Origin of the sequence: Flavonifractor sp. An91, assembly GCF_002159225.1 — a bacterium.
Classification (GTDB): domain Bacteria; phylum Bacillota; class Clostridia; order Oscillospirales; family Oscillospiraceae; genus Flavonifractor; species Flavonifractor avicola.
On sequence record NZ_NFHA01000015.1, the window covers coordinates 35,419 to 60,772 of the forward strand.

Sequence of the window (25,354 nt, forward strand, 5' to 3'; positions counted from 1 at the left end):
CATGCACGGCTACTATTACGACCAGAACCGGGTCTATCCGCCGGAGGACCAGGGCCGCCGGCGGCGTCCGGGCCGGAGAGGGCCGGGGAAGGCTGTGGTGCTCTTCTGCTGCGTCCTGGCTCTGCTGATGGTCGCGGCGGTAGTGCTGCGCTGGGTGGGTGATTCCCTGTCCCCCCGGGAGGATTTATTCCACTCTGGTGATAAATCCCCCGAAAACACCCCCTATGACTGGGGCGATACCTGGGATTGGGAGGACGAGGAGGCCGGAGAGACCACCGTGGAGCGGGCCCCCTTGGGGGACGATGTGACCCTGACGCTGACGCCCCAGCCTCAGACAGAGGCCCATACGCTCCAGACCATCTACCAGGAAAACATCCAGTCCATCGTGTCCATCTGGGGCGACGCGGGGACGTCCTACTCCTTCGGCACCGGTGTGGTGCTGTCCGCCGACGGCTATATCATTACCAATACCCATGTCATTGAGGGCTGCAGTTCCGTGGAGGTGGTTCTCCAGGATGACAGCAGCTATGAGGCTCTGCTGGTGGGGATGGATGTGCCCACCGATCTGGCCGTGCTCAAGATCGACGCGCAGAACCTGCATCCCGCTGTGTTCGGCAATTCCGACGAGCTGCAGGTGGGGGATACGGTGGTTGCCATCGGCAATCCCCTGGGCCAGGAGCTGCGGGGCACCATGACCGACGGCATCATCTCCGCCATCAACCGGGATGTGGATGTGGACGGGTACAGTATGGTGCTCATCCAGACCACCGCCGCCCTCAACTCGGGCAATTCGGGAGGCGCCCTCATCAATGAATACGGCCAGGTGGTGGGGATCACCAATATGAAGATGTCCGCCTATGACGATACGGTGGAGGGTCTGGGCTTTGCCATCCCCACCACTACCGTCAAGACGGTGGTGGACGATCTGATCCGCCAGGGCTACGTCAGCGGGGAGCCTTCCATCGGTATCACCTGCTACACAGTTACCGAAGAGATGGCGGAGGAATATGACCTGCCGCTGGGGGTCTATGTGAAAAGTGTACAGCAGGACTCCGACGCCAAAAAGCAGGGTGTTTTTCCCGGCGACGTGATCGTGGAGGCCAATGGACAGAGCATCACCACCATTGAGGAGCTGCTGGCATTGAAGGAAGGCATGGAAGCGGGCGATGTGATCCACTTCCGCCTGTGGCGGAGCGGCGGATACCTGGAGCGGGATGTGACCCTGATGGAACAGTATGTTCCCTGAACAAAGACAGAAAAAACGGGCGTCTCCGTTAGGAGACGCCCAATATTGCACAGAAGAATGGATTGAATGGTGACGTGGATCGCACTTGTCCTTCCTGTGAGCTGTGAATACAATATACTATAAATTACCAAAAATGTCAAACAAAAGATTTGACGAAAGGGGTCGGAAAGAAGATGATGATTGTCAACGGGGTGGTCCACCCCATGGATGGACCGGTGATCCAGCGGGGTTATGTGGCCTTTGAGGATGGAAAGATCACGGCGGTGGGACCCATGGAGGAGCTGACCGCCGTCGCAGAGGGGGCGATGGATGCCCGGGGAGGGCACATCCTGCCCGGCTTTATTGACGCCCACTGCCACCTGGGCCTGTTTGGAGACTCCCTGGGGTTTGAAGCGGACGACGGCAACGAGTCCACCGACCCCTGCACCCCCCAACTGCGGGCCATCGACGGGGTGAATCCTCTGGACCGGTGCTTTCAGGAGGCACGGGAGGGGGGCGTCACCACGGTGCTCACCGGCCCCGGTTCCGCCAACCCCATCGCTGGGCAGTTCCTGGCTCTGAAAACCGACGGCCGTTGGGTGGATGAGATGGTGGTGAAAGCCCCGGCGGCTATGAAATTTGCTCTGGGGGAGAACCCGAAGTCGGTATACAACGACCGGAAGGAGACCCCGGTAACCCGCATGGCCACAGCCGCCCTGATTCGGGAGGAGCTGTCCAAGGCCATGGAATATCAGGACAAGCAGGACAAAGCCTCGGAGGACCCGGATACCGATATGCCTGACTATGACGCCAAGCTGGAGGCTCTGCTGCCGGTGCTGAAGGGGGAGGTGCCCGCCCACTTCCACGCCCACCGTGCGGATGATATCGCCACGGCGGTACGGCTCAGCCGGGAGTTCGGCCTGAAGTACGTCATTGTCCACGGTACCGAGGGCTACAAGATCTCCGACCTGCTGGCCGCTGAGGGGGCTGCGGTGATTACCGGCCCCTGCCTCACCGACCGCTCCAAGCCGGAACTGGTAGGCCAGACCCTGGCCAACCCGGCCCTGCTGGCCAAAGCTGGGGTACGGGTGGCCATCTGTACCGACCACCCGGAGACCCCCATCCAGTACCTGCCCCTGTGCGCCGCCATGGCGGTGCGGGGCGGCATGGAGGAGGAGGAGGCCCTGGCGGCCATCACCCGCAACCCGGCTGAAATTGCCGGCATCGGCCATCGGGTGGGTACCCTGACCCCCGGCAAGGACGCCGATATTGTGGTCACTCAGGGCCATCCCTTTGACTGGAACGGTAAGGTCCAGGCCGTGTTCCTGGAGGGAAAACAGGTTAAATAAGCAGCAAAAAGGCGCGCCTTACGGCGCGCCTTTTTTGCGGAAATCGTCAGGGCTCCAGCTTGTCCACCCGGCGCTGGTGGCGGCCGCCCTCAAACTCAGTATTGAGGAAGGCATCCAAAATCTTGTCGGCCATGTTGTTGCCAATAAGACCGCCGCCCATAGCCAGCATATTGGCGTTGTTGTGCCGGCGGGTCATCTCGGCGGACAGAGGCTCGCTGCACAGGGCGCAGCGAATGCCCTTCACCTTGTTGGCGGCGATGGAGATGCCGATACCGGTGGTGCAGATGACGATGCCCCGGTCACATTCGCCGGAGGCCACCGCCTCAGCCGCCGCCCGGCCGAAGTCGGGATAGTCGCAGCTGTCGGATGTGTAGCAGCCGTAATCCTTGTAGGCCAGCTGGTGCTGGTCCAGATAGTCCATGACGTGGCGCTTGAGGGCCAGTCCTCCGTGGTCAGAACCCAGTGCGATCATAATAACATCCTCCTTACAGTGTGTGGAACACAGGTTTGCGCTTCTCGTAGGTGGCTAGATAACGGAACCCTGCTTCTTCCAGCAGCTGGCAGGCCTGCTCACAGCCCTTGCCCACCCCGTCAGTGGTGTGTGCGTCAGAGCCGATGGTGACAATCTCGCCGCCGCAGGCCTTGAACTGCTTGAGCACCGGCAGCCACTCCTTCAGAGTGCGGCCCCGCCAGGTGTTGATCTCAATGCCCCGGCCCCGTTCCGCCGCCGCACGGAAGATACTGTCCAGCACATCGTGGTAGCGGTCCAGGGAGATGGGGTGATCCATGTAGCGCAGGGGGTAGATGATGTGGCTGAGCACGTCGTAGAAATCGGTGACTGCCAGCTTTGCCATGGAAGAGAAGTAGTCATCCAGGGCGGCGTAGCAGGCAGCGGGATCGGGGTAGTCCACATAGTAGAAATCGGTGCCACCCTTTTCAGGGCAGAGATTATGGATGGAACCCAGTACGAAATCCAACTCGGGACGGTCCAGAATGGCGCGGCTGACTTCCGGATTCAAGTGGGCCATGCCGAACTCCAGGCCCAGGCGGATGGTCAGCTTACCGGCGTAACGGGGAGCTACGGCGGCGTATTGCTCCAGAGCGGGGGGCCAGTCGTAGTGGTCTACCGGCTCTCCGTAGAGCTCCAGCAGGTCGCAGTGATCAGTGATACACAGCTCATTCAGTCCCGCAGCCACAGCGGCATCGGCCATATCGGCCAGGGGAACGCTGCCGTCGGGGGAGAGAATGGTGTGGGTGTGATAGTCGGTGAGAAACATGGTAACCTCCTCAAAATGGCCAGGCGGGGAACCACTTCAGAATGCAGGTTCCGTACCAGCTGGGATAGGTAATACCCACCAGCACCGGATAGAACAGGGCATACAGGGCCGCAGCTCCGCCGGTGACGGCATACATGGCCGGCTTCCAGGGGACCATCTCTTCCTTTTTGGACAGGGTGTAGAACACATAGCACAGGGCCAGGATGAGGAAGAGCACCGAGGGGAAGTAGTGGTAGGCGAAGGTAATACGGCCGATGAAGAACCAGGGCACCAGCTGGGCCAGATAGCCGATGAGAATAAACAATGCAATGGGAGAGGATTGCCGGAAGGTGCGGCTGACAAACCAGCCCAGGACCAGATAGAGGGCCAGCAGGGCCACGATGAGCACCAGGCAGAGCAGTCGGGTCTGGGTATCGGTCTCCGGGTCAAAAACGCCGGTGACCCAGGCAGCGGAGGCTGCTCCGCCCAGTCCGGAGAGACCAAAGAAGGTCAGCTTGGCCCACAGGGGGCGGAAAGCCTGGGCGGCGCACACCAGCATGGCCACCAGGCTGCCCCAACAGACCACAGGATTGAGGAAGGCGGCAAAGCGGGTAGTGACTCCGGCCACGGAGTTGTCCATGTAGTACAGGATGGGCCGGGCGTTGACCAGCCACTCGTACCACCGGGAGGAGTAGGGGTGGGAGGAGGTGACGCCGTTGTGGTAGGAGAGCATATATTTCTGGTTCTCCCACATCTCGCTGAGCAGGTTCCCCAGGGACAGGTCCCCGGAGGCCGCGGCGTAGGGCAGGTAGGACAGAACATAGATGATGGCGGGAATGACCGCAAAGACCAACACCGAGAAGGCCAGAATCTTTACCGTCCAGCCTGCCCGCTGGTGGCGCTCTTCCTCCGGCCAGCGGCGCAGCTTGACCACCAGACCGATAAAGTAGAGGGCCACCAGTCCGGTGCAGCCGTAGATCACCGTCCACTTGGAGGCCGCGCCGATGCCCCAGAACAGCCCCGACAGGAAGAGGGGCAGGGCGCACTGCTTGAAAGAGGCACCGTCAGGCAGGGTCAGATACCGGTACATAAAGTAGTACATCAAAAGGATGAAGAAAAAAGCGTAGGTATCGATGGTAGCCAGCCTGGTCTGAGTCAGGTGCATGAAGTCCACTGCCAGCAAAATGGTGCCGCAGGTGGCGATAGAGGTGCGGCCGAAGAGGTTTTTCAAAAACAGATAGAGCAGAGGAAGCATGGCTACCCCGAAGAGGGTACCCATAAACCGCCAACCGAAGGGGGTCATGCCGAACAGGGCGATGCCCACGCTCATAATAAGCTTGCCCAGGGGTGGGTGGGAAATCTCATAGGGTTCCACACCCCGCAGATGCTCATAGGCGGTGCGGGGATGATAGATCTCATCAAAGTAGGCGGAGTTCTCAAAGGAGATGGTCTCCGGCACCGTGTCCGCCTCGTCAAAAAGGGGGTTGGTGCTGTCGCTGAGCCAGATGCGGTCGCCGTTTTCGTCAAACAGGGCCAGCTCGTTCAGCTCCAGCAGGCCCTTGTTGGCCTGACCGGTAATCCGGATATAGCGGATATACTGGGGGTTGTCAAAGGTGATTTCGTTCCACTTGAACAGCTGGTTGTAGTTCTGGGTCATGGCATAGCTGGCGCCGTAGCCGGTGCCGTCAGCCCAGTAGTACCCGGTGACTTTCTCTGAGTCGTCGGGGTCGTCCTTCCGCTGCCACAGGGACAGCCAGTTTACTCCGTCGGCGGAGATCTCCACCTGATACTTGCCGGTACCCAGGCCGCAGAAATACCACAGCTTGGAGGCCAGGTATTCCTCCGAAAATGCGAAGGTGGCGGATTTTTCATCGCCGAAGTCCCAGGGGTTTTGAGGGGCGGTGGTGGAGCCCAGGTTAAAGAAGGCGGTGACGGCATAGGCAATGGTGATCAGTACCATGGGGATGGCGTCCTTTTTCACCAGGGGATGCCGCCGGCCTGCAAAGGTAAAGGGCCTCTTTTCCGGGAGCGGGGCCAGTTGCTGGGCCAGGGGGGCCCGCATGGTCTGGGCATACCACAGGAAGAAGCCCAGCAGCGCCGCAATGGTCAGGATGGGGAAGAGATAGACGATGTATCGAATGGGTCCCATAGGAGCACCTCACAGATAAAATAAGAGGACGAGTATGGTATACTCGTCCTCTTATTTTATTTCTTCTTCTTGCGTTTGTCAAAGAAAGATTTCACGCCGTCCGCCGGACTGGGTGGAATCTCGCCCATGGCTTCGCCATAGGCACGCAACGCCTCCTTCTGCTCACGGGTCAGATCGGTGGGGACCTGCACATTGACAGTGACGTACTGATCGCCCCGGCCCCGTCCGTTGACGGAGGGAATGCCCTTGCCCCGCAGGCGGAAAGTGGTGCCGGGCTGGGTACCGGCGGGCAGGTTCCACTTCACCTTGCCATCGATGGTGGGGATCTCCAGCTCGGCGCCCAGAGTGGCCTGAAGGAAGGTGACCGGGTGCTCCAGGAATACCGATGTACCGTCCCGCTTGAAGAACTCGTGGGGACGGACGGTGACGCTGATGAGCAGGTCGCCGGCGGGACCGCCGTTGCGGCCCGCACCGCCCTGGCCCCGGAGGGAGACGGCCTGGCCGTTGTCGATACCGGCAGGGATGCTGACGGTGATCTTGCGCTGCTTACGCACATTGCCGGTGCCGCCGCAATCCTTACAGGGCTGGTGGATGATCTTGCCCTTGCCGCCGCACTTGGGGCAGGTGGTGGTGGTGGCGAAGGTAAAGGCGCCGCCGCCCCGCTGGATGCGGATGGTGCCGCTGCCGTGGCAGTCGGGACAGACCTCCGCCGTGGTGCCGGGGGCGCAGCCGGTGCCCTTGCAGGAATCACAGCTCTCGGTGCGGTTAAGGGTGATCTCCTTCTCGCAGCCGAAGGCGGCCTCTTCAAAGCTGATGGTTACCGAGGCCCGCAGGGTCTCGCCCTTCATGGGCCCGTTGCTCCGGCGGCTTCCACCGCCGCCAAAGCCGCCGCCGAAGAAGGAACCGAAAATGTCGCCCAGGTCGATATCGCCCATATCGAAGCCGCCGAACCCGCCGCCGCCAAATCCGCCGGCGCCGAAGTTGGGATCCACGCCGGCGTGGCCAAACTGGTCGTACTTGGCCCGCTTCTCCTTGTCGGAGAGGACCTCATAGGCCTCATTGACCTCCTTGAACTTGGCCTCGGCGTCCTTGTCGCCGGGGTTCAGGTCGGGGTGGTATTTCTTGGCCAGCTTGCGGTAGGCCTTTTTCAGCTCGTCCTCGCTGGCGGTTTTGGCTACGCCCAGGACTTCGTAATAATCTCGTTTCTGTTCAGGCATTGGTGTTCACCTCTGTTTCAGAGTGGAGCGTGGAAAGTGAAGTGTAAAAGCAGCTCTCCACGATCCACCGTTTGGGAGAAAACGGAACGCCACACAGGCGGGGGACAAGCCCCCGCCCGCGGTGTTTTCCTGTTTAATTACTTCTGATCGTCGTCCACGACCTGATAGTCGGCGTCCACCACGTTGGGGTCGGTGTTGGTGCCGCCGGCCTGGCCGCCGAAGTTGGCGCCGCCCATGTCGGGGCCGGCCTGACCGCCCTGGGGATTGGCCTGCTGATACATCTTCTCAGCGATGGGGTAGAAGGCCTTGGAAGCTTCCTCGGTGGCAGCCTTGATGGCCTCGATGTCGGTGCCCTTCATGGCGTCCTTCAGCTTGTTCAGGGCGGCCTCCACGGTGGCCTTGTCGCCCGCGTCGATCTTGTCCTTGGCATCCTCCAGAGCCTTCTCGGTCTGGTAGATCACCTGGTCGGCCTGGTTGCGCACATCAACCTCTTCCTTGCGCTTGGCATCCTCGGCGGCAAACTGCTCGGCCTCCTTGACTGCCTTGTCGATGTCCTCCTTGGACATATTGGTGGAGGAGGTGATGGTGATGTGCTGCTCCTTGCCGGTGCCCAGATCCTTGGCGGACACGTTCACGATGCCGTTGGCGTCGATGTCGAAGGTAACCTCGATCTGAGGCACGCCGCGGCGGGCGGGAGCAATACCGTCCAGGTTGAAGCGGCCCAGGGTCTTGTTGTACTGAGCCATCTCACGCTCGCCCTGCAGCACGTGGACCTCAACGGAGGTCTGGTTGTCGGCGGCAGTGGTGAACACCTGGCTCTTCTTGGCGGGGATGGTGGTGTTGCGCTCGATGAGCTTGGTCATGACGCCGCCCATGGTCTCAATGCCCAGGGACAGAGGAGTCACGTCCAGCAGCAGCAGGCCCTTCACGTCGCCCACCAGCACGCCGCCCTGGAGGGCAGCGCCGATAGCCACGCACTCGTCGGGGTTAATGCCCTTGAAGCCTTCCTTGCCGGTCAGCTTCTTGACCATGTCCTGCACGGCGGGGATACGGCTGGAGCCGCCCACCAGCAGCACCTTGGAGATGTCGCCGGAGCTCAGGCCGGCGTCGCTCATGGCCTGACGCACGGGGCCGGCAGTGGCCTCAACCAGGTGAGCGGTCAGCTGATCAAACTTGGCCCGGGTCAGAGTCAGATCCAGGTGCTTGGGGCCGGTGGCGTCAGCGGTGATATAGGGCAGGTTGATGTTGGTGGAGGTGACGCCGGACAGCTCGATCTTGGCCTTCTCGGCAGCCTCCTTCAGGCGCTGCATGGCGACCTTATCGCCGGTCAGGTCGATACCGGAGTCCTTCTTGAACTCAGCGGCCATCCAGTCCATGACGGCCTTATCGAAGTCATCGCCGCCCAGACGGTTGTTACCGGCGGTAGCCAGCACCTCGATGACGCCGTCGCCGACCTCCAGCACGGACACATCGAAGGTGCCGCCGCCCAGGTCGTAGACCATGATCTTCTGATCGGTCTCCTTATCCACGCCGTAGGCCAGAGCGGCGGCAGTGGGCTCGTTGATGATACGCTTCACGTCCAGACCGGCGATGCGGCCGGCGTCCTTGGTGGCCTGACGCTGGGCGTCGGTGAAGTAAGCGGGTACGGTGATGACAGCCTCGGTGACAGGCTGGCCCAGATAAGCCTCGGCGTCCGCCTTCAGCTTCTGCAGGATCATGGCGGAGATCTCCTGGGGAGTGTAGGCCTTGCCGTCGATGTTCACCTTGTAGTTGGAGCCCATCTCACGCTTGATGGAAGAGATGGTGCGGTCGGGGTTGGTGATAGCCTGGCGCTTGGCCACCTGGCCCACCATACGCTCGCCGTCCTTGGAGAAGGCCACGACAGAGGGGGTGGTGCGGTTGCCTTCGGCGTTGGCGATGACGACGGCCTCGCCGCCCTCCATAACAGCAACACAAGAGTTGGTCGTACCGAGGTCGATACCGATAATCTTAGACATAATCAATTCCTCCAATATATCGTAAATTGTTTTTTAACTTTGGAATGTCAGCGCACATTGTGTGCCTGAACAGTCAGTTGGCAACCTTGACCATGGCGAAGCGGATCACTTTGTCTCCGCTGCGGAAGCCGGACTGGAATACCTCGACAATGGTGTTCTCACCGGCGTTCTCATCCTCCACGTGCATCACTGCGTTGTGGAGGTTGGGGTCAAAGGTCTGACCCAGGGCGGGGATCTCTTCGATGCCCAGCTTGGAGAGGACCTCCTTCAGCTGGGTCATGGTCATCTCCACGCCCTTCTTATAGGCCTCATCGGCGGTCTCCTGCTTGAGGGCCCGCTCCAGGTTATCGTACACCGGCAGGAAGGCGGCGGCGGTCTCCGCCTTGGAATCGGCCCAGGCCGACTCCTTTTCCTTCTGGCTGCGGCGGCGGTAGTTGTCGTACTCGGCGGCCAGGCGAAGGAACTTGTCCTCCTGGTCGGTGAGGTTCTGCTTCAGAGCCTCCAGCTCCTCCAGCAGGGGATTGGGGGCTTCCTCCGCAGCCTCGGGGGCGGCGGCCTGTGCAGTCTGCTCCTCAGGGGTGACCTCTTCGGGCTGTTTCTCTTTCTTACTCATGGGATGCACTCATCTCCTATTTATGATCGTCGCTGCCGCCCGGCAGCTCGCCCTGCCCGAACAGCCGGGTCAGTCCCTCGGCCAGATAGGAAAGGCGGGCGGTGATTTTGGCATAATCCATACGGGTGGGTCCCACCACACCGATGACACCCCGCATTCCGTCGCCAATATCGTAGCTGGCCACCACCACGCTGGTATCCTTCAATGCGTCGGCCACATTTTCCGGGCCGATGAGGATCTTCATGGCGGCGTCCTTGGGAACGGGGAAGCGGGCGGGATCGGCGTCCTCGGAGAGGTAGCTCAGCAGAGGCTGGGCCCGCTCCAAAGAGCGGTACTCAGGCAGCTCCAGCAGATGGGCGATGCCCGAGGTGTGGACGGTGCGCTGCTCCAGGCTCTCCAGCACTTCCATCGCGAAGGAGACAACCAGGGAGATGAGCCCATAGGCCTCTCCGGCGGCGTGCTGGGCCACCCGCATCAGCTCCGGCGTGATCTCATCCAGAGGCAGGCCGGTAAAGGTGGCGTTGAGCAGGGTGTTGAGCATCTGCAGCTGAGCCTCCGTCAAATCGGAGGGCAGCCGGATCAGCCGGTTGCGCACCACATTGGTGTCGGTCATTACCACGATGATAAAGGCGTTGTGCTCCACCATCAGAAGGTCAAACCGGCGGATCGTCACCCGGCTCATGCCGGAGGACAGAGCAAAGGCGGGGTAGTTGGTCAACTGAGACACCACCCGGCCGGCCTGGTCCAGCACCCGGTCCAGCTCCTGCATCTTCATCCGCAGGGCCTGGTTGATGCGCTCGGTCTCCTGAAGGGAGAGCTTGTGCTCCTCCATCAGTTCGTTGACGTAGAACCGGTAGCCCTTGGGAGAGGGGATGCGTCCGGCGGAGGTATGGGGCTTTTCCAGCAGTCCCAGAGATTCCAGATCCGCCATCTCGTTTCGGATGGTGGCGGAAGAGATCTCCATGCCGATGGAAGAGGCAATGGCCTTGGAACCCACCGGCTCCGCCGACTGGATGTAACTTTCGATGATGGCGCGCAGGATTCGTTTTTTGCGTTCGGTTAAATCCATAGCGGCCACCTCACTTTTGATTTAGCACTCATACTATCTGAGTGCTAAAGATAATGTAGCACCGTCCGCCGGAAAAGTCAATAGGCAGGGTTGTAAATTAAATGTGAACGAAGAAAAGATAGCAGACAGCCCTTCAGAATGCGAATCAGAGCGGTTGACGCGGCGGCGGTTCAATGGTATTCTATCCAATAAGGAACAATATTTGCAAACAGGAGGGGTGTCTCTGTGGACGGAACGGTGCCCGTGGAGATCATTGACTACGAGGAGCGCTACAAACAGGATCTGGAGGACATCTCTCTGCCCTGGCTGCTGGAGTATGACCTGCTGGAGCCGGTAGACCTGGAGATGCTGGCCGATCCGCACCGCTTTATCGCCGGGGGCGGCCGTGTGCTGCTGGCCCGCTGTGGCCGGGAGATTGTGGGCATGGTCATGCTGGAGCTTCAGGGCGACGGTGTGTGCGAGGCACTGAAGTTCGGCGTCAAAGAGGAGTACCGGGAGCGGGGCATTGGCACCGCCCTGATGGAGGCGGTGATCCAGGCCGCCCGGGACGCGGGACAAAAGACCATCGTGATCACCTCCAACCACAAGCTGAAGGCTGCCCTGCGGATCTATGAGAAGCTGGGATTTGAATACGTCACGTATTCTGACAAGTGGTTTCAACTGTCCGATATTAGAATGGAACGGGAATTATAAGAAAAGGACGCGCCGCAGGCGCGTCCTTTTTGATTCAGTCGGCAAATTCATACACCGCTCCGGCGGTGAGGTGGTGAAGCCTGTCGCCCAGTTCCTCCTCCAGCAGGGCGTAGGCGGGATCTCCGGTGCAGTGGCCGGTATAGATGTCCTGTACCTTTAAATCATCCCGCAGGGCGGCGGCGATGGATCGTACCTTCTCCGGGGTAGGGCACAGGGTGGTAACACCCTCCTTGCCCATCAGGTGGAAGCCGCCCAATACCGCACGGATGGGGGTGCCGGGGAACTGTTCGGAGAGCTGGGTGAGAATCTTCACCACTCCAGCGTGGCAGCAGGAGTTGAGGACCACCAGACCTTCGGAGGTCTCAGCCACCAGGGACTGCTCATGCTTCACCCGGTCGGGGATCAGGTGGAGGCCCTCCGCCAGATCCCGGGGGCCCTCCGCCAGGTCAAAGCGCTTCTCGTGCCGGCAGAACATCCCCATGTTGACGCCGATGTACTCCTTTTCCGCCCAGATCTCCGGGTCGGTGATCCGGGGCCGGGCGTAGACGGAGGCGGAGGGATTGACGGCAAAGAAAGCGTTGAAGCCGTCGGCGTGGTCATAGTGCCCGTGGGACAGAGCGGCCTTGCCCACTTTGGACAGATCCACCCCCAGCTTGGCGGCGTTGTACACCACTGCGCCGCACTCTCCGGCATCCAGCAGGTAGCGGCCGCCCCGGTATTCCACATAAAAGGACAGGCCATGCTCGGGAATCAGTCCATCCTGGGCGGAGTTTTCCATCAGAACGGTGATCTTCATTGGGAGACCTCCTCTTTCTTCACATATTGGGTCACGTCATTGATCCAGGCCTTGGAGCGGAACCGGGGCACACCCACAATAAATTTGGTGATCTGCTCCATGATAACGCCCACATACACCCAGAAGATACCCCACTTCAGTACCAGGCCGAAGAGGGCGGACAGGGGAAGGGCCACCAACCACAGGGGAAACACGTCGATGAGGGAGGCCGCCCGCACGTCGCCGCCGCCCCGGAGCACGCCCACGGTGTTTACCGAGTTGAAGGCCCGCAGGGGAAGACAGACGCCGATCATGGTGAGCATCATGGTGGCGATCTCTCCCGCCATGGGGGACAGATGGAAGAAGGGATAGACCAGGGTGGGGAAGAAGGTATGGGTGAAGGTGACCAGCAGCCCGCCGATCACCAGGCCGCAGATCATGGCCAGAGTGTTCAAAGTGGCCCCGATCTCATAGAGGTGTTCCCGGCGCCCGGCGCCGATCTCACGGCCGATAATGATGGCGGTGGTGCCGCCCACGGCGAAAATAGCCACGGTGCACAGATCCTCCAGATTGCCCGCCAGAGCCCGGGCTGCCAGGATCTCGGTGGAGTTTTCCATATGGCCCATGACCACCTTGTGCATGGAGGTGCCCAGGCCCCACAGGGTCTCGTTGAGGACCACCGGGCCGGAATAGCGGAAAAACTTCTGGATCAGGGGGCGTCCTGGCCGGAACATGAGGGTGGGCTTGAGCTGGAACCGCTTGTTGGTGAGGGCGTAGGTCATGGTGATGCCGAACTCCAGGATGCGGGAGAGCAGGGTGGCGAAGGCCGCGCCCTCCACCCCCAGAGCGGGGGCCCCCAGGTTGCCGAAGATGAACACCCAGTTCAGGAAAGTGTTGGTGGCCATGGAGGTGGCAAAGACGATCATGCCCAGTTTGGGGTTCTCCATGGAGCGGTGGGCGCCCACATACACACCGGTGAGGCTGTTAAAGAGGTAGGAAGGGCCTACGATGCGGGCGTAGCTGGCAGCCAGAGGGATCAGCTCTTCATTATCGGTGAGCAGGCCCATAAGCTGGGTGGGGAAAAAGCACATGATGATGGCGAACAGAGCGGCGATGGCGCCCGCCACATAGCAGCCGGTGCCGATGACCCGGTTGATGGTATCGGTGTCCTTCTTGCCCCAGAACTGGCTGATGAGCACCGAGGAGCCGCTTTGCAGTCCAAAAATCACCAGCTGAATGACAAACACCGGCAGATTGGCCTGGGCCACAGCGGCCAGAGGGGCCTCTCCCAGGCTGCCTACCATAAACGTATCCACCAAACCCAGCAGGGTGGTGCACAGATTTTGCAGCAGGATGGGCAGGGCCAGTGATACCACATTGCGGTAAAAAGCCCGTCCCCGGTTCATGTAGGAAAACAAATCCTCACCTCATTGCGATCCGAGTCTGTGTGATCTCCGTGAGGGCGGCGGCCAGAGCGTCGGCATCCTCACAGGTGCTGTCGGGGGAGAAGGAGATGCGCAGTACACCCATCAGGGTGCGTTTGGGCAGGCCCAGAGCGGCAAAGACGTGGCTGGGCTTGCCCTTGTGGCAGGCCGAGCCGGAGGAGACGTAGATCCCCCGGTCGGACAGATCCCGCACCAGCATTTCGCTGGGATAGCCAGGCAGAGAAATGGCACAGATGTGGGGAGCGTCGCCGGGGCTGACCACCTCCAGGCCGGGAACAGAGGAGAGAACCTCCAGGGCGTGGGCCTTTACAGCTGCGATGCGAGCGGGCGCGTCGGTGTCCCAGGCCTCACAGGCAGCGGCCAGGGCGGCCAGCTGAGCAGTAGGCTCGGTGCCGGAACGCAGGCCGTTTTCCTGTCCGCCTCCCAGCAGCAGGGGCTTCAGGTCCAGACCCTTGCGGATGTACTGGGCGCCGATACCCTTGGGCGCCCGGATCTTGTGGCCGCTGATGGTGAGCAGATCCACCCCCAGCTCTTTGGGGGTGAAGGGGACCTTTAAAAAGGCCTGCACCGCGTCGCAGTGGAGCAGGGCGGGGCAGTGGGCGGCCTTGATGGCCTGAGCGGCCTCCGCCACTGGCAAGAGAGTACCCAGCTCATTGTTTACCAGCATCATGGACACCAGTACCGTGTCGGGCCGCAGGGTGGCCTTCAGATCGTCGATGGAGACGTGGCCGGACTTGTCCGGCTTTAAGTAGGTGACCTCATAGCCCTGGGCGGCCAGAGCACGGATGGGCTCCAGCACGGCGGAGTGCTCGATGGCGGTGGTGATGATATGTTTCCCGCTCCGCTTCCCATGCTCCACGGCGGCCCGGATGGCCCAGTTGTCTCCCTCGGTACCGCAGGAGGTAAAGGTCAACTCCTCCGGCAGGCAGCCCAGCCTGCCTGCCACCACGGCACGGTACTCCTTTACTTTGGCGGCGGCGGCCTGGCCGATGGCATAGCCGGAGGAGGGGTTGCCGTAGCCCTCCGTCATGGCCTCATAGGCCGCTTTGGCCGCCTGGGGACAAACCGGCGTGGTGGCGGCGTTATCGAGATAGATGGACATGAACAGTCACCTCAGACAAAAAAAGTGCGGTTTCGCAATTCTTCATTGTAGCCTTATACAGAAGGAAAGTCAAGGCGGCAGAATTGTGGAAAACAGACGTGACAGTTTATCCCATAGCGCTTGACAAGCGGAAGAGAGGATAATATACTGTGACCTGCTAGGAAATAATTTTTGACAATAAGAAAGGAAGGAACCACCATGAGCGCCATCAAGCTGCGTGAAAATCTCTGGTCTGTGGGCGTCCTCAACCCGGCCCTGCGGGTCTTTGACATCGTAATGGAATCCAAATATGGTACCTCCTACAATGCCTACCTGCTGACGGGAGAGAAGAACGTCCTGATTGAGACGGTACATACCGACTATTTTGATGAATATCTGGACAACATCCGCCAGGTCATTCCTGTGGAGGATGTGGATTACCTGATTATGAACCACAACGAGCCCGACCACTCTGGCAGCGTGGCCAAGCTGATGGCGGTCTGCCCCAAGCTGGAGATCATCGCCACCAAGGCGGGCAAGAAGCACCTGCAGGACATCACCAACCTGGACCTGCCCTGCCGCACCGTGGCCGCCGGCGATACTCTGGATCTGGGCGACCGGGTGCTGGAGTTCATCCCCTCCCCCATGCTCCACTGGGCCGACTCCATGTTTACCTGGGACAAGGAGGGCAAGACCCTCTTCACCTGCGACTTCCTGGGCGCTCATTTCTGCGAGCCCACCATGCTGGACAAGAACATCCACGCCAAGGAGGCCTATGACGGCGAGTTTGCCTACTACTATGCCGGTATCTTCGGGCCCTTCAAGCCCAGCGTACTGGTGGGCCTGGACCGGATTCCCTCCGAGGTGGAGCTGGTGTGCCCCAGCCACGGCCCCTGCCTGACCGAGACCATCGGCAAGGCCATGGAGCTCTACCGTACCTGGAGTACCCCCGCTCCCAAGACCCAGCGCTCCGCCTTCGTGGTGTACGCCTCCGCCTACGGCTGCACCCGCACTCTGGCGGAAGCTGCCGCCAAGGCTCTGGAGGGTGAGGGTTACGCCGTCACCACCGCCGACGTCACCGTGGTGCCCTATGCCGAGTGCGTGAAGCTGGCCCATGAGGCCGACGTGCTGTTGGTGGGTTCCCCCACCATTAACCGTGCTGCCCCCAAGGCTGTGTGGGATGTGCTCACCTCCATCGATCCCATCAACCTGAAGGGCAAGGCCGCCGGCGCCTTTGGTGCTTACGGCTGGAGCGGCGAAGCTGCCCCCATGCTCCACACCTTCCTGAAGGGCCTGCGCTATGCTGCCCCTGAGGCCCCCTTCCGGGTGCTCTTCACTCCCACCCAGGCCGACCTGGATGCCATGGCCGAGTATGCCAAGTCTGTGGCCGCCCTGTGCACCGTGCCGGTGGACGCCCCCAAGACCGAGGGCGGCAAGTGGGTGTGCGCCCTGTGCGGCTACATCTATGATCCCGCTGAGGGCGACCCCGCCCACGGCGTGGCCCCCGGTACCCCCTGGGAGCAGGTGCCCTCCTCCTGGTCCTGCCCCCTGTGCGGCGTGGATAAGGAGATCTTCAAGAAGGCCGAGTAAATCATATAAACAAAAAAACGCAGGCTGCGCATAGTGCGCAGCCTGCGTTTTTTGTTTGAGATTACGCGGGGACAAGAGCAGTAAGCGAAGTGATCAGGTCCTTTACCATGCCGGTGGGGATGATGTAATAGGCATAGCTTTTGGTGCTGTGGCCGGAGTAGCCGTCATAGAAGGCGGCCTTGCCGTTCGACCAGAGGGAAAGTTCATAGAGCTCCCCGAAGTGCATGACCAGCTCTGCATTTTCGGTTTGAAATGCGGAGGTGGAGGTCCACTGGTCGGTATGGAGCAGTTCGCTGAGGCCGGAGTGAGCCGGTACCTGGTACGCGGTATCCTGCCAGTAGACGGTGGCCCCGGCGTCCAGCTGAGACTGGGCGCTCTGGGGGGAGAGGGAAGGATTATCCTTCCGCATGAACTCCGGGGGACCGAACAGTTTGCACCACATCCAGAACATAGCGGCCCCCAGCAGGACCAGAGAAATCAAAGTTGCAACCAGGGCGACCAGCGTCCTGCGTTTGAGCGTACGGGCGTAATCTTCCGTCATGGTACATCCCTCCTTTGGCTCCAGTATAGCAGAGGGATTGGCGGGATGGGTAACAGGGGGGTTACATCTTTCTGACGATTTTCTGTCAAAAAGGGTGCTTGATTTACTCCCATTCCTCCGGCCCCATATAAGCCAAACCGTCGTTGAAGTACCGCCGGTAGGGCACCTCGTCCTGGTATTTGGGATCAATGGCGGGGACGTAGGCAATGCCAGCCCCGGTAAAGGGGGAGGTATCCACCCCGTCAAACATCTGGTGGGCAGCCACCTCATCCCAGTAATCCTGTGTGTAGAGGATGCGGTATACGGGCTGGAAGTAGGGTTGCCCCACACTGATATCATACTCCAGGGAAATAAGGATGATCTGGGCACTCTCAGGATAGTAGGTATAGCAGCTGCCCCAGTAGTCCCAGGAGCGGAAGCAGGCCAGAGCCTCGTCTGGGGAGCGGAGGGGGAAGGTGCCAACGCTCTTACCGGGCTGGAGGTAGAGGGTCAGAGAATTATTCCGCACTTCCATGCGCTGAAAACTGTAGGAGTAGATCTGCTCCTCCAGGGTGGCGTCCGGGTCCAGCAGGAAGGTGGCCTGGGTGGGCATGGATTCTCCGGTATAGGCATAGTCCTCCAGGGTCTCCTGGCTGGTCTGGGGGGGTATGTTGGAGGAGGAAAGCATCTCCTCCGGCGTCATGGCGCTGTAGATGAGATAGGCCTGAGCAGTTTCGGCCACGGCGGCCAGGTCGGGAGAATCATAAATTTGCAGGCTGTACACGCCCCTTAGCCGCAGCTGAGTGCCGTCGGTACATTCTGCCTCCAGGATGGGCTCCCGGCCCATGGTTTCCTCACCGTCGCTGGGGGACCAATCGGTCTCGGCAATGGTACAGCCCAGTTCCTCCGCCAGATGATTCAGCAGAACGCGCTGCTGATCCTCCGTGGGGATGGGATTCTCATAGACGGGCAGCTCGGTCAGCTCCTCCAGCCGCCCGGCGGTGGGATTGTTGCCCATGAGCTGTCTGGGGTCGGTCACAATGGAAAAGGTTTCAAAATAGATCCATTCGGGATTAATGGTAGGGGTAGGCGTGACCACCGGCTCCGGTGTGCGGGCGGTGCCGGGTCCGTCGGGGTCCACTTCGGTCCGACCGGACAACCATACGCCCCCGGTGACTGCTACAGCCAGGACTGCCGCCGTGGCGGCGATGGCCAGAGGCTTACGGGAGGGGCGCTTTTTTCCCTGAGCCTGCTCCATGGCAGCCAGCGTGCGCTCCCGCCAGGCGGGGGAGGGGGTCACGCCGCCCAGAGTGCTGCGGTAATCGTTGCTGTTCATGCCCATTCCTCCTTCAGCGCGTCTTTCAGCTTGTCTCTGGCCCGGCTCAGCCGGGAGAGCACCGTGTTCCGGGGACAGCCCAGCAGTTGGGCGATCTCGGCAGCGGTATAGCCCTCGATGTAGTGGAGGTATACCGGCCAGCGGTATTTGGGAGGTAAGGCCGCCACCGCCTCCCAGGTGCCGCCTGTCTCCGGCGGCGGGGCGGCCTGCCGGGCCTCCTCCAGAGGAACGGTGCGCCTGTGCCAGGGGGAGCGCCCCCAGCTTTTGCAGCGGTTGGCGGTGGCCCGTATGAGCCAGGCTTTCAGGTGGGTCTCATCGGCAAAGCGGGGGTCGCACTGGATGAGGCTCACAAAGACCTCCTGGGCCACGTCCTCCCCGTCGGCCACGCTGCCGGTACCCTGGATGGCCATGCGGTAGACCAGCGGGGCGTAGCGGTCCAGGATCTCCTCACAGGAGAGAGAATTGCCATTGAGGGTGGGCATTGCGTTCACTCCCTTCTTGTCCTTCTGCCTAGAAAGCGCGGCGGCGGGCCAAATGATTGCATCCGGATAAAAAAAGCGGGCGGCCTTTTGGCCGCCCGCGGAATCGCAGGTGATTTACTTGATCTCCCGGACGGGAACGTTCCAGATATCCTTGGCGTAGTCCCGGATGGAACGGTCGGCGGCAAAGATGCCGGAGCGGGCGATGTTCATGAGAGACATCTTGTTCCAACGCTTGGGGTCCTGATAGGCCTGACCGGCCCGGGCATGGGCGTCCCGGTAGCTCTCGAAGTCGGCCAGCAGCAGGTACTCGTCGGCGGGGCCGCCGTCGCCGAACAGCAGCCGGCGGGCGATGTCGTCGTAGTTAATGCCGTCGCCAAAGCCCAGGTTGAGCTGCTCCACCACAGACCGCAGGTCGTTGTTGTGGATATAGTACTCATAGGACTTGTAGCCGTTGTGCTTGAGCTCGGCAACCTCGTGGGCCTTCAGGCCGAAGAGGAAGATGTTCTCGTCGCCCAGCACCTGGTGCATCTCCACGTTGGCGCCGTCCAAGGTGCCGATGGTCACAGCGCCGTTGATCATGAACTTCATATTGCCGGTGCCGCTGGCCTCCTTGCCGGCGGTGGAGATCTGCTCGGAGAGCTCGGAGGCGGGCATCAGCTTCTCCGCCAGGCTCACCCGGTAGTTCTCCAGGAACACCACCTGGAGCCGGTCCTTGCAGATGGGGTCCTTGGAGATCATGTCGGCCACGGAGTTGATGAGACGGATGATCCGCTTGGCCACGGCGTAGCCGGGAGCCGCCTTGGCGCCGAACAGGTAGGTGCGGGGGGTGAAGTCGAAGTGGGAATCGTTCTTCATCCGCTGGTACAGGTAGATGATGTGCAGCACGTTGAGCAGCTGACGCTTGTACTCGTGGAGTCGCTTCACCTGTACGTCGAACATGGCGTCGGTGTTGAGGAAGATGCCGTGCTCACGGGCCACCCAGGTGGCGAAGTCCTTCTTGTTGGCGGTCTTGATCTCACCCAGGCGGGAGAGCACGCCGGCGTCGTCCTGGAACTTCTCCAGCTCCTTCAGAGCGTCAGGCTGGAGCAGGTACTTGTCGCTGCCGCAGCAGTCCCGGATCAGCTCATCCAGGCGGGGGTTGCACTCGCCCAGCCAGCGGCGGTGATCGATGCCGTTGGTCACGTTGGTGAACTTGTCGGGGGTACGCTGATAGGCGTCGTGGAAGACGTCCTTCTTCAGAATCTCAGAGTGGAGGGCGGACACGCCGTTGATCTTGAAGCAGGCGCACACGCACAGGTTGGCCATGCGCACCTCGCCCCCCCAGATGATGGCCATGGGAGCCACCTTGGACAGGTCGCCGTGGAAGTAGTCGGTGAGCACCTTCTGGTACCGGTTGGAGATCTCGATGAGGATCTGCCAGATCCGGGGCAGCAGGTTCTCAATGAGCTGCTGGGGCCAGCGCTCCAGAGCCTCGGCCAGCACGGTGTGGTTGGTGTAGGCGATGGTGTGGGTGACGATATACCAGGCCTCATCCCAGCCGTAGCCCTCCTCATCCAGCAGGATGCGCATCAGCTCGGGGATGGCCAGAGTGGGGTGGGTGTCGTTGATCTGGATGACGTGCTTCTGGTGGAAGTTGCGCAGGGTGCCGTATTCGGCCCGGTGCTTGCGCACGATGGACTGAATGGTGGCGGACACGAAGAAATACTGCTGCTTCAGACGCAGGGACTTGCCCTCGTAGTGGTTGTCCTCAGGGTAGAGCACCTTGGAGATGGACTCAGCCATGGCCCGCTGCTCCACCGCCTTCAGGTACTGGCCGGAGGAGAACAGGTGCATATCCACCGGCGTGGGGCTCTTGGCGTCCCACAGGCGGAGGATGTTGGCGTGCTCGGTGCTGTAGCCGGAGATCTCCATGTCCTTGGGCACGGCCAGAACCACGTCGTAGCCGGTGTGCTTGATGCGGTGGTGACCCAGTTCATCCCACTCGTCCTCCACCTTGCCGCCGAAGCGGACCTCCTCCACCTCATCCATCTTGGAGATGAGCCAGGCGTCGCCCAGACCCAGCCAGTTGTCGGGCAGCTCCACCTGCTGGCCGTCCACGATCTTCTGCTTGAAGATACCCAGCTCGTAGCAGATGGAGTAGCCGGTGGCGGGGATATCCAGGGTGGTCATGGAGTCCAGATAGCAGGCAGCCAGACGGCCCAGGCCGCCATTGCCCAGACCGGCGTCGGGCTCGGTCTCAAACAGGTCGGGAGCCGAGAAGCCCAGCCCCTCGATGGCCTCCTTCAGAGGCTCCAGCACGCCCAGGTTGTAGGCGTTCTTCATCAGGGAGCGGCCCATGAGGAACTCCAGGGACAGATAGTGGACCTGGCGCTGATGCTCCGCGATCACCTTGTCCTCGGACTTCATCTGCCGCTCGGAAATGATATCCCGCAGCACCATGGCGCAGGCCTTGAACATATGAAGGCTGGTGGCCTCCTCCACGTCACGGCCAAAATTGCGGCGCAATTTGCCGGTAATGAGGGTCATCAGCTCTTTTTTTGTGTATTTATGCAATGCAGACATCTCCTATACAGTTAGGATAGCAACAAAATAGGCGCTCCGCAGGGAAAATCCCCCTGCGGAGCGGAATTTTATCACAACAGGATTCCATTTGTCAAGAGAAGGAAAACCTTCCCATTACTTCCCGGTGACCCAGCTGTAGATCTCCCGGTAGGCAGCGGCGGAGCGGGTCCAGGAGAAATCGGCGGACATGGCGTTCTTCTGGAGGCCCTTCCAGGCACTCTGGTCGTTGTGGTAGAGGTTTACCGCGTCGGCCAGCACGCCGGTCATCTCGTGAGCGTTGATGTTGGCAAAGGAGAAGCCGGTGCCCTCGCCGGTAAATTTATTGTAAGGAATCACGGAGTCCCGCAGACCGCCGGTTTCCCGCACCACGGGGATGGTGCCGTAGCGCATGGCGATCATCTGGCTCAGGCCGCAGGGCTCGGAAATGGAGGGCATGAGGAAGATGTCGGCGCCGCCGTAGATGGCGGTGGACAGATTGGGGGAGTACATGATATGGGCGGCGAAGCGGCCGGGATACTGGTTCTGAGCCTGACGGAAGGCCTCCTCAAAGTTCCAGTCGCCGGTGCCCAGTACGATCATCTGCACGTCCATGCCCATAATATCGTGGATGGCGGCGGTGACCAGGTCGAAGCCCTTGTGCTTCACCAGGCGGGAGACGCAGGCAATAATAGGAGTGTCGGGATTTTCCCGCAGGCCGGACATCTGCTGGAGAGCGGCCTTGCAGTTTTTCTTGCCGCCCATCTGCTTGACGGAGAAGGGTTTGGTCAGGCCCTTGTCGTGCCAGGGATCGTATACCTCGGTGTCGATGCCGTTGAGGATGCCCCGCAGCTTGTGGCGGTTGTCGGCAATGACACCCTCCAGGCCGTGGGCGTAGAAGCTGTACTGCAGCTCATCGGCGTAGGTGGGAGATACCGTGGTGACATAGTCGGCGGCGTAGATGGCGCCCTTCATCAGGTTCACGTCGCCGTGATAGGCCAGCATATGCTCGTTAAAGTAGCCGGCATTCAGGCCAAACAGGTCCTTCAGGGTCTGGCTGCCATAGCGGCCCTGGTACTCGATGTTGTGGATGGTGAACACGCTCTTGGTGTCATACAGCTGAGGAATGCGGTGACGCTCCTCCAGCAGGTAGATGGGCACCAGGGCGGTCTGCCAGTCGTTGCAGTGGAGCACATCAGGGTGCCAGTCGAGCCAGCCCATGGACTCCACAACGGCCCGGGAGAAGTAGGCGAAGCGCTCGCCGTCGTCATAGTGGCCGTAGATGGAGGCGCGCTTGAAGTAATATTCGTTGTCCACGAACCAGTAGGTGACGCCGTCCCGCTTCAGCTCAAAGATACCGCAGTAGGGGGTGCGCCAGGCCACAGTGATATGGAAGCATTTCAAAAAGGTCATCTGGCTGCGCCATTCCTCGCCGATTCCCTCATACAGAGGCAGGATCACCCGGACGTCGTTGTTCTCGTCCTTGGCCAGGGCCTTGGGGAGAGCGCTGGCCACGTCAGCCAGTCCGCCGGTTTTGATGAAAGGAGCGCACTCAGAGGTGGCAAACAGGATATTCATACATTACCTCCAACCATAAATTTGCCGGGATGCGGGACGCCTCCCGGGAGACGCCGCAGGAAAGGGAGGCGGCGGCGTTTTGCCGCCGCCTCCCCGCATACAGGTCAGACGATCTCGTTTTTGGCGATGGCCAGGGGGTAGGTGCTGTGGCCCATCAGCATCCGGCCTGGGTTGACCCGGACGTTCTTGTCGGTGATGGCATATTTCAGCACGGCGCCGGCCTGGATGGTGGTGCCCTGCATCAGCACACAGCCGGAGACCTTGGCACCCTTTTCCACCCGGACGCCCCGGAAGAGGATGGAGTTCTCCACCTCGCCCTCAATGATGCAGCCGTCGGCCACCAGAGAGTTGTAGGAGCGGGAGTCGGGTCCATAGTAGGTGGAGGGATCGGAGCGGTCCTTGGTGCGGACGGGACGGTCGGGCACGAAGAGTTGCTCCCGGACGGCGGGATCCAGCAGCTCCATGCTGCGGGCGAAGTAGCCCGCCACCGACTGTAGCCGGGCGGCATAACCGTCGAATACATAGGGGACGATCTTCAGCTGGCCCACCATGGACTGGAGCACACCAATGCTGAAGGAGTGGATGTTGTGGGCGGCGCAGTGGTCCACCAGGGAGAGCAGCAGCTCCTTGGAGAGAATGTAAACCTCCAGGGACTCACAGCCCTGAGCGATGGGAGGATGGACCGACACGTCGGTGATCCGTCCGCCGGCACCGATGGTGAAGTAGTCGCAGCCCTTGGGGTCGCCCTTGGGATGGCCGGTGCACACGGCGGTGATGTCGGCGTCGTTGCGGATGTGGGCCTCAAAGATATCCCGCAGGGGGAGGCTCACCGCCAGGTCGCCGCCGGCCAGCACCACGTGATCCTGACGGATGTTCTGGAGGTAGGAGCGGATGCCTGCCAGGGCGTCCATGCGGCCCCGGTACATCCCTTCCCGTCTGCCGGAGTAGCTGAAGGGGGGCAGGATGCGCAGGCCGCCGTGCTTGCGGGACAGGTCCCAGTCTTTGCCGGAGCCCACGTGGTCCAGCAGGGACTGATAGTTGGCATCCACGATCATGCCAACGTCGGAGATACCGGCGTTGACCATGTTGGAGAGCATAAAGTCAATGACCCGGTACCGGCCGCCGTAGGGGATGGAGCAGGTGTTGCGGTTCTGGGTCAGCTCCCGCAGGTCGGGGTTGGAAAGGTAGGAGAAGATGATGCCGTGCAGTTTGTTCATCATTTCACCCCACCTCCTTTCACGTTACGAGTAATCATGGCCTTGGGAGAGACCACGGCGTCGGGGCCCACAGTCAGGTTCTGGGCCACCACGGCCACGCCCCAGTCCTCAGTGCCGTCGGGGGAGGAGCCCACCCGGGCCCGCTCACCGATGACGCTGTTTTCCGCGATGATGGAATACTCCACCACGGCGCCCGCCTTGACCACGGTACCGGGCATCAGGATGGAGTAGCGCACCACGGCGCCCTCCTCCACGATGACGGAGTGGAACAGGACGGAGTTCTCCACAGTGCCGTACACCTCGCAGCCGCCGGTGACCATGGAATGGTCCACCTTGGCGTTCTTACCCATGAAGTGAGGGGGCTTGGTGGGGGTGCGGGCAAAGATGGGCCACTCGTTGTCGTACAGATCGATGCCGTTGTCGGGAGAGAGCATATCCATGTTGGCATCCCACAGGGAGTCAATGGTGCCCACGTCCTTCCAGTAGCCCTTGAAGCGATAGGCGGTCATCTTCTCGCCGGCATTGAGCATGGCAGGGATGATGTTCTTGCCGAAGTCGTTGGCGCTCTTCTCGTCCTCCTCGTCGGCGATGAGGTACTCCCGCAGCTTCTTCCAGGTGAAGATATAGATGCCCATGGAGGCCAGGTTGCTCTTGGGCTTCTTGGGCTTCTCCTCGAACTCATAGATGTCGTCGTTCTCGTTGACGTTCATGATGCCGAAGCGGGGAGCCTCCGCCATGGGGACTTCCAGCACGGAGATGGTGCAGGCGGCCTTAGCCTCCTTGTGGCGGCGGAGCATATCGGCATAATCCATCTTGTAGACGTGGTCGCCAGACAGAATGAGCACATAATCCGGATTGTAAGTATCCAGGAAGTTGATGTTCTGGTAGATGGCGTTGGCGGTACCCTTGTACCAGGTGCCCTTCTCACCCTCGCGCATATAGGGGGGCAGGATGTGGACGCCGCCGTAGGAGCGGTCCAGATCCCAGGGCTCGCCGTTGCCGATGTAGGCATTGAGTTCCATGGGGCGGTACTGGGTCAGCACACCCACGGTATCAATGCCGGAGTTGATGCAGTTGGACAGGGGGAAGTCGATGATGCGGTACTTACCGCCGAAGGGGACTGCGGGCTTGGCCACGTGGCTGGTGAGGGCGTGCAGGCGACTGCCTTGCCCGCCGGCCAGCAACATGGCAACACATTCCTTTTTCATTCTATCACCTCAGAGT

At 61.0% G+C, this 25,354-nt stretch carries 21 protein-coding genes; 4 read left to right on the forward strand and 17 right to left on the reverse strand.

Annotated features, from left to right (window positions below; all coding sequences use genetic code 11):
• Position 1 precedes the first annotated feature (1 nt).
• Both B5G42_RS09940 and B5G42_RS09945 read left to right on the forward strand, forming a co-directional pair.
• On the forward strand, positions 2-1,246 hold the full coding sequence (locus B5G42_RS09940) for a S1C family serine protease (protein ID WP_087269731.1): 1,245 nt from the start codon (positions 2-4) through the stop codon (positions 1,244-1,246).
• Positions 1,247-1,419: 173 nt separating this feature from the next.
• The gene (locus tag B5G42_RS09945) at positions 1,420-2,574 is read left to right on the forward strand and encodes an amidohydrolase (protein WP_087269734.1); all 1,155 of its coding nucleotides are present in this window, start codon (positions 1,420-1,422) and stop codon (positions 2,572-2,574) included.
• 46 nt (positions 2,575-2,620) lie between these two features.
• Here B5G42_RS09945 and rpiB read toward each other — a convergent pair whose 3' ends face one another.
• The 7 genes from rpiB to hrcA form a co-directional block, all read right to left on the reverse strand.
• Positions 2,621-3,046, reverse strand: coding sequence for a ribose 5-phosphate isomerase B (gene rpiB, locus B5G42_RS09950; protein ID WP_087188855.1), 426 nt, complete (start codon positions 3,044-3,046; stop codon positions 2,621-2,623).
• A 13-nt stretch (positions 3,047-3,059) separates the two neighbouring features.
• A complete protein-coding gene (locus B5G42_RS09955; RefSeq protein ID WP_087269737.1) occupies positions 3,060-3,851 on the reverse strand; it encodes a histidinol-phosphatase HisJ family protein in 792 nt (263 codons plus the stop codon).
• Between the two features lie 10 nt (positions 3,852-3,861).
• Positions 3,862-5,979, reverse strand: coding sequence for a glycosyltransferase family 39 protein (locus B5G42_RS09960; protein ID WP_087269740.1), 2,118 nt, complete (start codon positions 5,977-5,979; stop codon positions 3,862-3,864).
• A gap of 56 nt (positions 5,980-6,035) precedes the next feature.
• Positions 6,036-7,196, reverse strand: coding sequence for a molecular chaperone DnaJ (gene dnaJ / locus B5G42_RS09965; protein WP_087269743.1), 1,161 nt, complete (start codon positions 7,194-7,196; stop codon positions 6,036-6,038).
• A gap of 137 nt (positions 7,197-7,333) precedes the next feature.
• Complete coding sequence (gene dnaK, locus B5G42_RS09970) at positions 7,334-9,193, reverse strand: molecular chaperone DnaK (RefSeq protein WP_087269746.1); 1,860 nt, start codon at positions 9,191-9,193, stop codon at positions 7,334-7,336.
• A 73-nt stretch (positions 9,194-9,266) separates the two neighbouring features.
• Positions 9,267-9,806, reverse strand: a complete 540-nt coding sequence (gene grpE / locus B5G42_RS09975) for a nucleotide exchange factor GrpE (RefSeq protein WP_206406177.1) — start codon at positions 9,804-9,806, stop codon at positions 9,267-9,269.
• A 16-nt stretch (positions 9,807-9,822) separates the two neighbouring features.
• Positions 9,823-10,875, reverse strand: coding sequence for a heat-inducible transcriptional repressor HrcA (gene hrcA / locus B5G42_RS09980; RefSeq protein WP_087269752.1), 1,053 nt, complete (start codon positions 10,873-10,875; stop codon positions 9,823-9,825).
• Positions 10,876-11,100: 225 nt separating this feature from the next.
• Here hrcA and B5G42_RS09985 point away from each other — a divergent pair, with 225 nt between their 5' ends.
• Positions 11,101-11,568, forward strand: a complete 468-nt coding sequence (locus B5G42_RS09985; protein WP_087188862.1) for a GNAT family N-acetyltransferase — start codon at positions 11,101-11,103, stop codon at positions 11,566-11,568.
• Between the two features lie 34 nt (positions 11,569-11,602).
• Here B5G42_RS09985 and B5G42_RS09990 read toward each other — a convergent pair whose 3' ends face one another.
• From B5G42_RS09990 to B5G42_RS10000, 3 genes are read right to left on the reverse strand one after another with little or no spacing between them, the layout of a single operon-like run.
• Positions 11,603-12,364 carry an MBL fold metallo-hydrolase gene (locus tag B5G42_RS09990; protein WP_087269755.1) on the reverse strand — a complete coding sequence of 254 codons (762 nt, stop codon included), beginning with the start codon at positions 12,362-12,364 and terminating at the stop codon, positions 11,603-11,605.
• On the reverse strand, positions 12,361-13,761 hold the full coding sequence (locus B5G42_RS09995; RefSeq protein ID WP_242961191.1) for an MATE family efflux transporter: 1,401 nt from the start codon (positions 13,759-13,761) through the stop codon (positions 12,361-12,363). Before B5G42_RS09995 ends, B5G42_RS09990 begins: the two co-directional genes overlap by 4 nt.
• 4 nt (positions 13,762-13,765) lie before the next feature.
• Positions 13,766-14,890: a cysteine desulfurase family protein gene (locus B5G42_RS10000; RefSeq protein WP_087269758.1), complete on the reverse strand. Its 1,125-nt coding sequence runs from the start codon at positions 14,888-14,890 to the stop codon at positions 13,766-13,768.
• Positions 14,891-15,088: 198 nt separating this feature from the next.
• On the opposite strand from B5G42_RS10000, the gene B5G42_RS10005 reads away from it, so the two are divergent.
• A complete protein-coding gene (locus tag B5G42_RS10005; RefSeq protein WP_162611074.1) occupies positions 15,089-16,459 on the forward strand; it encodes a rubredoxin in 1,371 nt (456 codons plus the stop codon).
• Between the two features lie 61 nt (positions 16,460-16,520).
• Here B5G42_RS10005 and B5G42_RS10010 read toward each other — a convergent pair whose 3' ends face one another.
• The 7 genes from B5G42_RS10010 to B5G42_RS10040 form a co-directional block, all read right to left on the reverse strand.
• On the reverse strand, positions 16,521-17,000 hold the full coding sequence (locus B5G42_RS10010) for a hypothetical protein (protein ID WP_087269764.1): 480 nt from the start codon (positions 16,998-17,000) through the stop codon (positions 16,521-16,523).
• Between the two features lie 103 nt (positions 17,001-17,103).
• Positions 17,104-18,315 (reverse strand): hypothetical protein, encoded by a 1,212-nt coding sequence (locus tag B5G42_RS10015; RefSeq protein WP_087269767.1) that lies wholly within the window; start codon positions 18,313-18,315, stop codon positions 17,104-17,106.
• Positions 18,312-18,797, reverse strand: coding sequence for an RNA polymerase sigma factor (locus B5G42_RS10020; RefSeq protein WP_087269770.1), 486 nt, complete (start codon positions 18,795-18,797; stop codon positions 18,312-18,314). The genes B5G42_RS10015 and B5G42_RS10020 overlap by 4 nt, the downstream gene beginning before the upstream one ends.
• A gap of 114 nt (positions 18,798-18,911) precedes the next feature.
• Positions 18,912-21,359 carry a glycogen/starch/alpha-glucan phosphorylase gene (locus B5G42_RS10025; RefSeq protein WP_087269773.1) on the reverse strand — a complete coding sequence of 816 codons (2,448 nt, stop codon included), beginning with the start codon at positions 21,357-21,359 and terminating at the stop codon, positions 18,912-18,914.
• Between the two features lie 114 nt (positions 21,360-21,473).
• Positions 21,474-22,913: a glycogen synthase GlgA gene (glgA, locus tag B5G42_RS10030; RefSeq protein ID WP_087269776.1), complete on the reverse strand. Its 1,440-nt coding sequence runs from the start codon at positions 22,911-22,913 to the stop codon at positions 21,474-21,476.
• A 104-nt stretch (positions 22,914-23,017) separates the two neighbouring features.
• The gene (gene glgD / locus B5G42_RS10035; RefSeq protein WP_087189529.1) at positions 23,018-24,133 is read right to left on the reverse strand and encodes a glucose-1-phosphate adenylyltransferase subunit GlgD; all 1,116 of its coding nucleotides are present in this window, start codon (positions 24,131-24,133) and stop codon (positions 23,018-23,020) included.
• On the reverse strand, positions 24,130-25,338 hold the full coding sequence (locus B5G42_RS10040; RefSeq protein ID WP_087269779.1) for a glucose-1-phosphate adenylyltransferase: 1,209 nt from the start codon (positions 25,336-25,338) through the stop codon (positions 24,130-24,132). Before B5G42_RS10040 ends, glgD begins: the two co-directional genes overlap by 4 nt.
• Positions 25,339-25,354: the final 16 nt, after the last annotated feature.

Bases quoted from the DNA above. Each gene is read 5' to 3' on its own strand.
- B5G42_RS09940 (WP_087269731.1), top strand. From the start codon at position 2: ATGCACGGCTACTATTACGACCAGAACCGGGTCTATCCGCCGGAGGAC.
- B5G42_RS09945 (WP_087269734.1), top strand. From the start codon at position 1,420: ATGATGATTGTCAACGGGGTGGTCCACCCCATGGATGGACCGGTGATC.
- rpiB (WP_087188855.1), bottom strand. From the start codon at position 3,046: ATGATCGCACTGGGTTCTGACCACGGAGGACTGGCCCTCAAGCGCCAC.
- B5G42_RS09955 (WP_087269737.1), bottom strand. From the start codon at position 3,851: ATGTTTCTCACCGACTATCACACCCACACCATTCTCTCCCCCGACGGC.
- B5G42_RS09960 (WP_087269740.1), bottom strand. From the start codon at position 5,979: ATGGGACCCATTCGATACATCGTCTATCTCTTCCCCATCCTGACCATT.
- dnaJ (WP_087269743.1), bottom strand. From the start codon at position 7,196: ATGCCTGAACAGAAACGAGATTATTACGAAGTCCTGGGCGTAGCCAAA.
- dnaK (WP_087269746.1), bottom strand. From the start codon at position 9,193: ATGTCTAAGATTATCGGTATCGACCTCGGTACGACCAACTCTTGTGTT.
- grpE (WP_206406177.1), bottom strand. From the start codon at position 9,806: ATGAGTAAGAAAGAGAAACAGCCCGAAGAGGTCACCCCTGAGGAGCAG.
- hrcA (WP_087269752.1), bottom strand. From the start codon at position 10,875: ATGGATTTAACCGAACGCAAAAAACGAATCCTGCGCGCCATCATCGAA.
- B5G42_RS09990 (WP_087269755.1), bottom strand. From the start codon at position 12,364: ATGAAGATCACCGTTCTGATGGAAAACTCCGCCCAGGATGGACTGATT.
- B5G42_RS10000 (WP_087269758.1), bottom strand. From the start codon at position 14,890: ATGTCCATCTATCTCGATAACGCCGCCACCACGCCGGTTTGTCCCCAG.
- B5G42_RS10005 (WP_162611074.1), top strand. From the start codon at position 15,089: ATGAGCGCCATCAAGCTGCGTGAAAATCTCTGGTCTGTGGGCGTCCTC.
- B5G42_RS10010 (WP_087269764.1), bottom strand. From the start codon at position 17,000: ATGACGGAAGATTACGCCCGTACGCTCAAACGCAGGACGCTGGTCGCC.
- B5G42_RS10015 (WP_087269767.1), bottom strand. From the start codon at position 18,315: ATGAACAGCAACGATTACCGCAGCACTCTGGGCGGCGTGACCCCCTCC.
- B5G42_RS10020 (WP_087269770.1), bottom strand. From the start codon at position 18,797: ATGCCCACCCTCAATGGCAATTCTCTCTCCTGTGAGGAGATCCTGGAC.
- B5G42_RS10025 (WP_087269773.1), bottom strand. From the start codon at position 21,359: ATGTCTGCATTGCATAAATACACAAAAAAAGAGCTGATGACCCTCATT.
- glgA (WP_087269776.1), bottom strand. From the start codon at position 22,913: ATGAATATCCTGTTTGCCACCTCTGAGTGCGCTCCTTTCATCAAAACC.
- glgD (WP_087189529.1), bottom strand. From the start codon at position 24,133: ATGATGAACAAACTGCACGGCATCATCTTCTCCTACCTTTCCAACCCC.
- B5G42_RS10040 (WP_087269779.1), bottom strand. From the start codon at position 25,338: ATGAAAAAGGAATGTGTTGCCATGTTGCTGGCCGGCGGGCAAGGCAGT.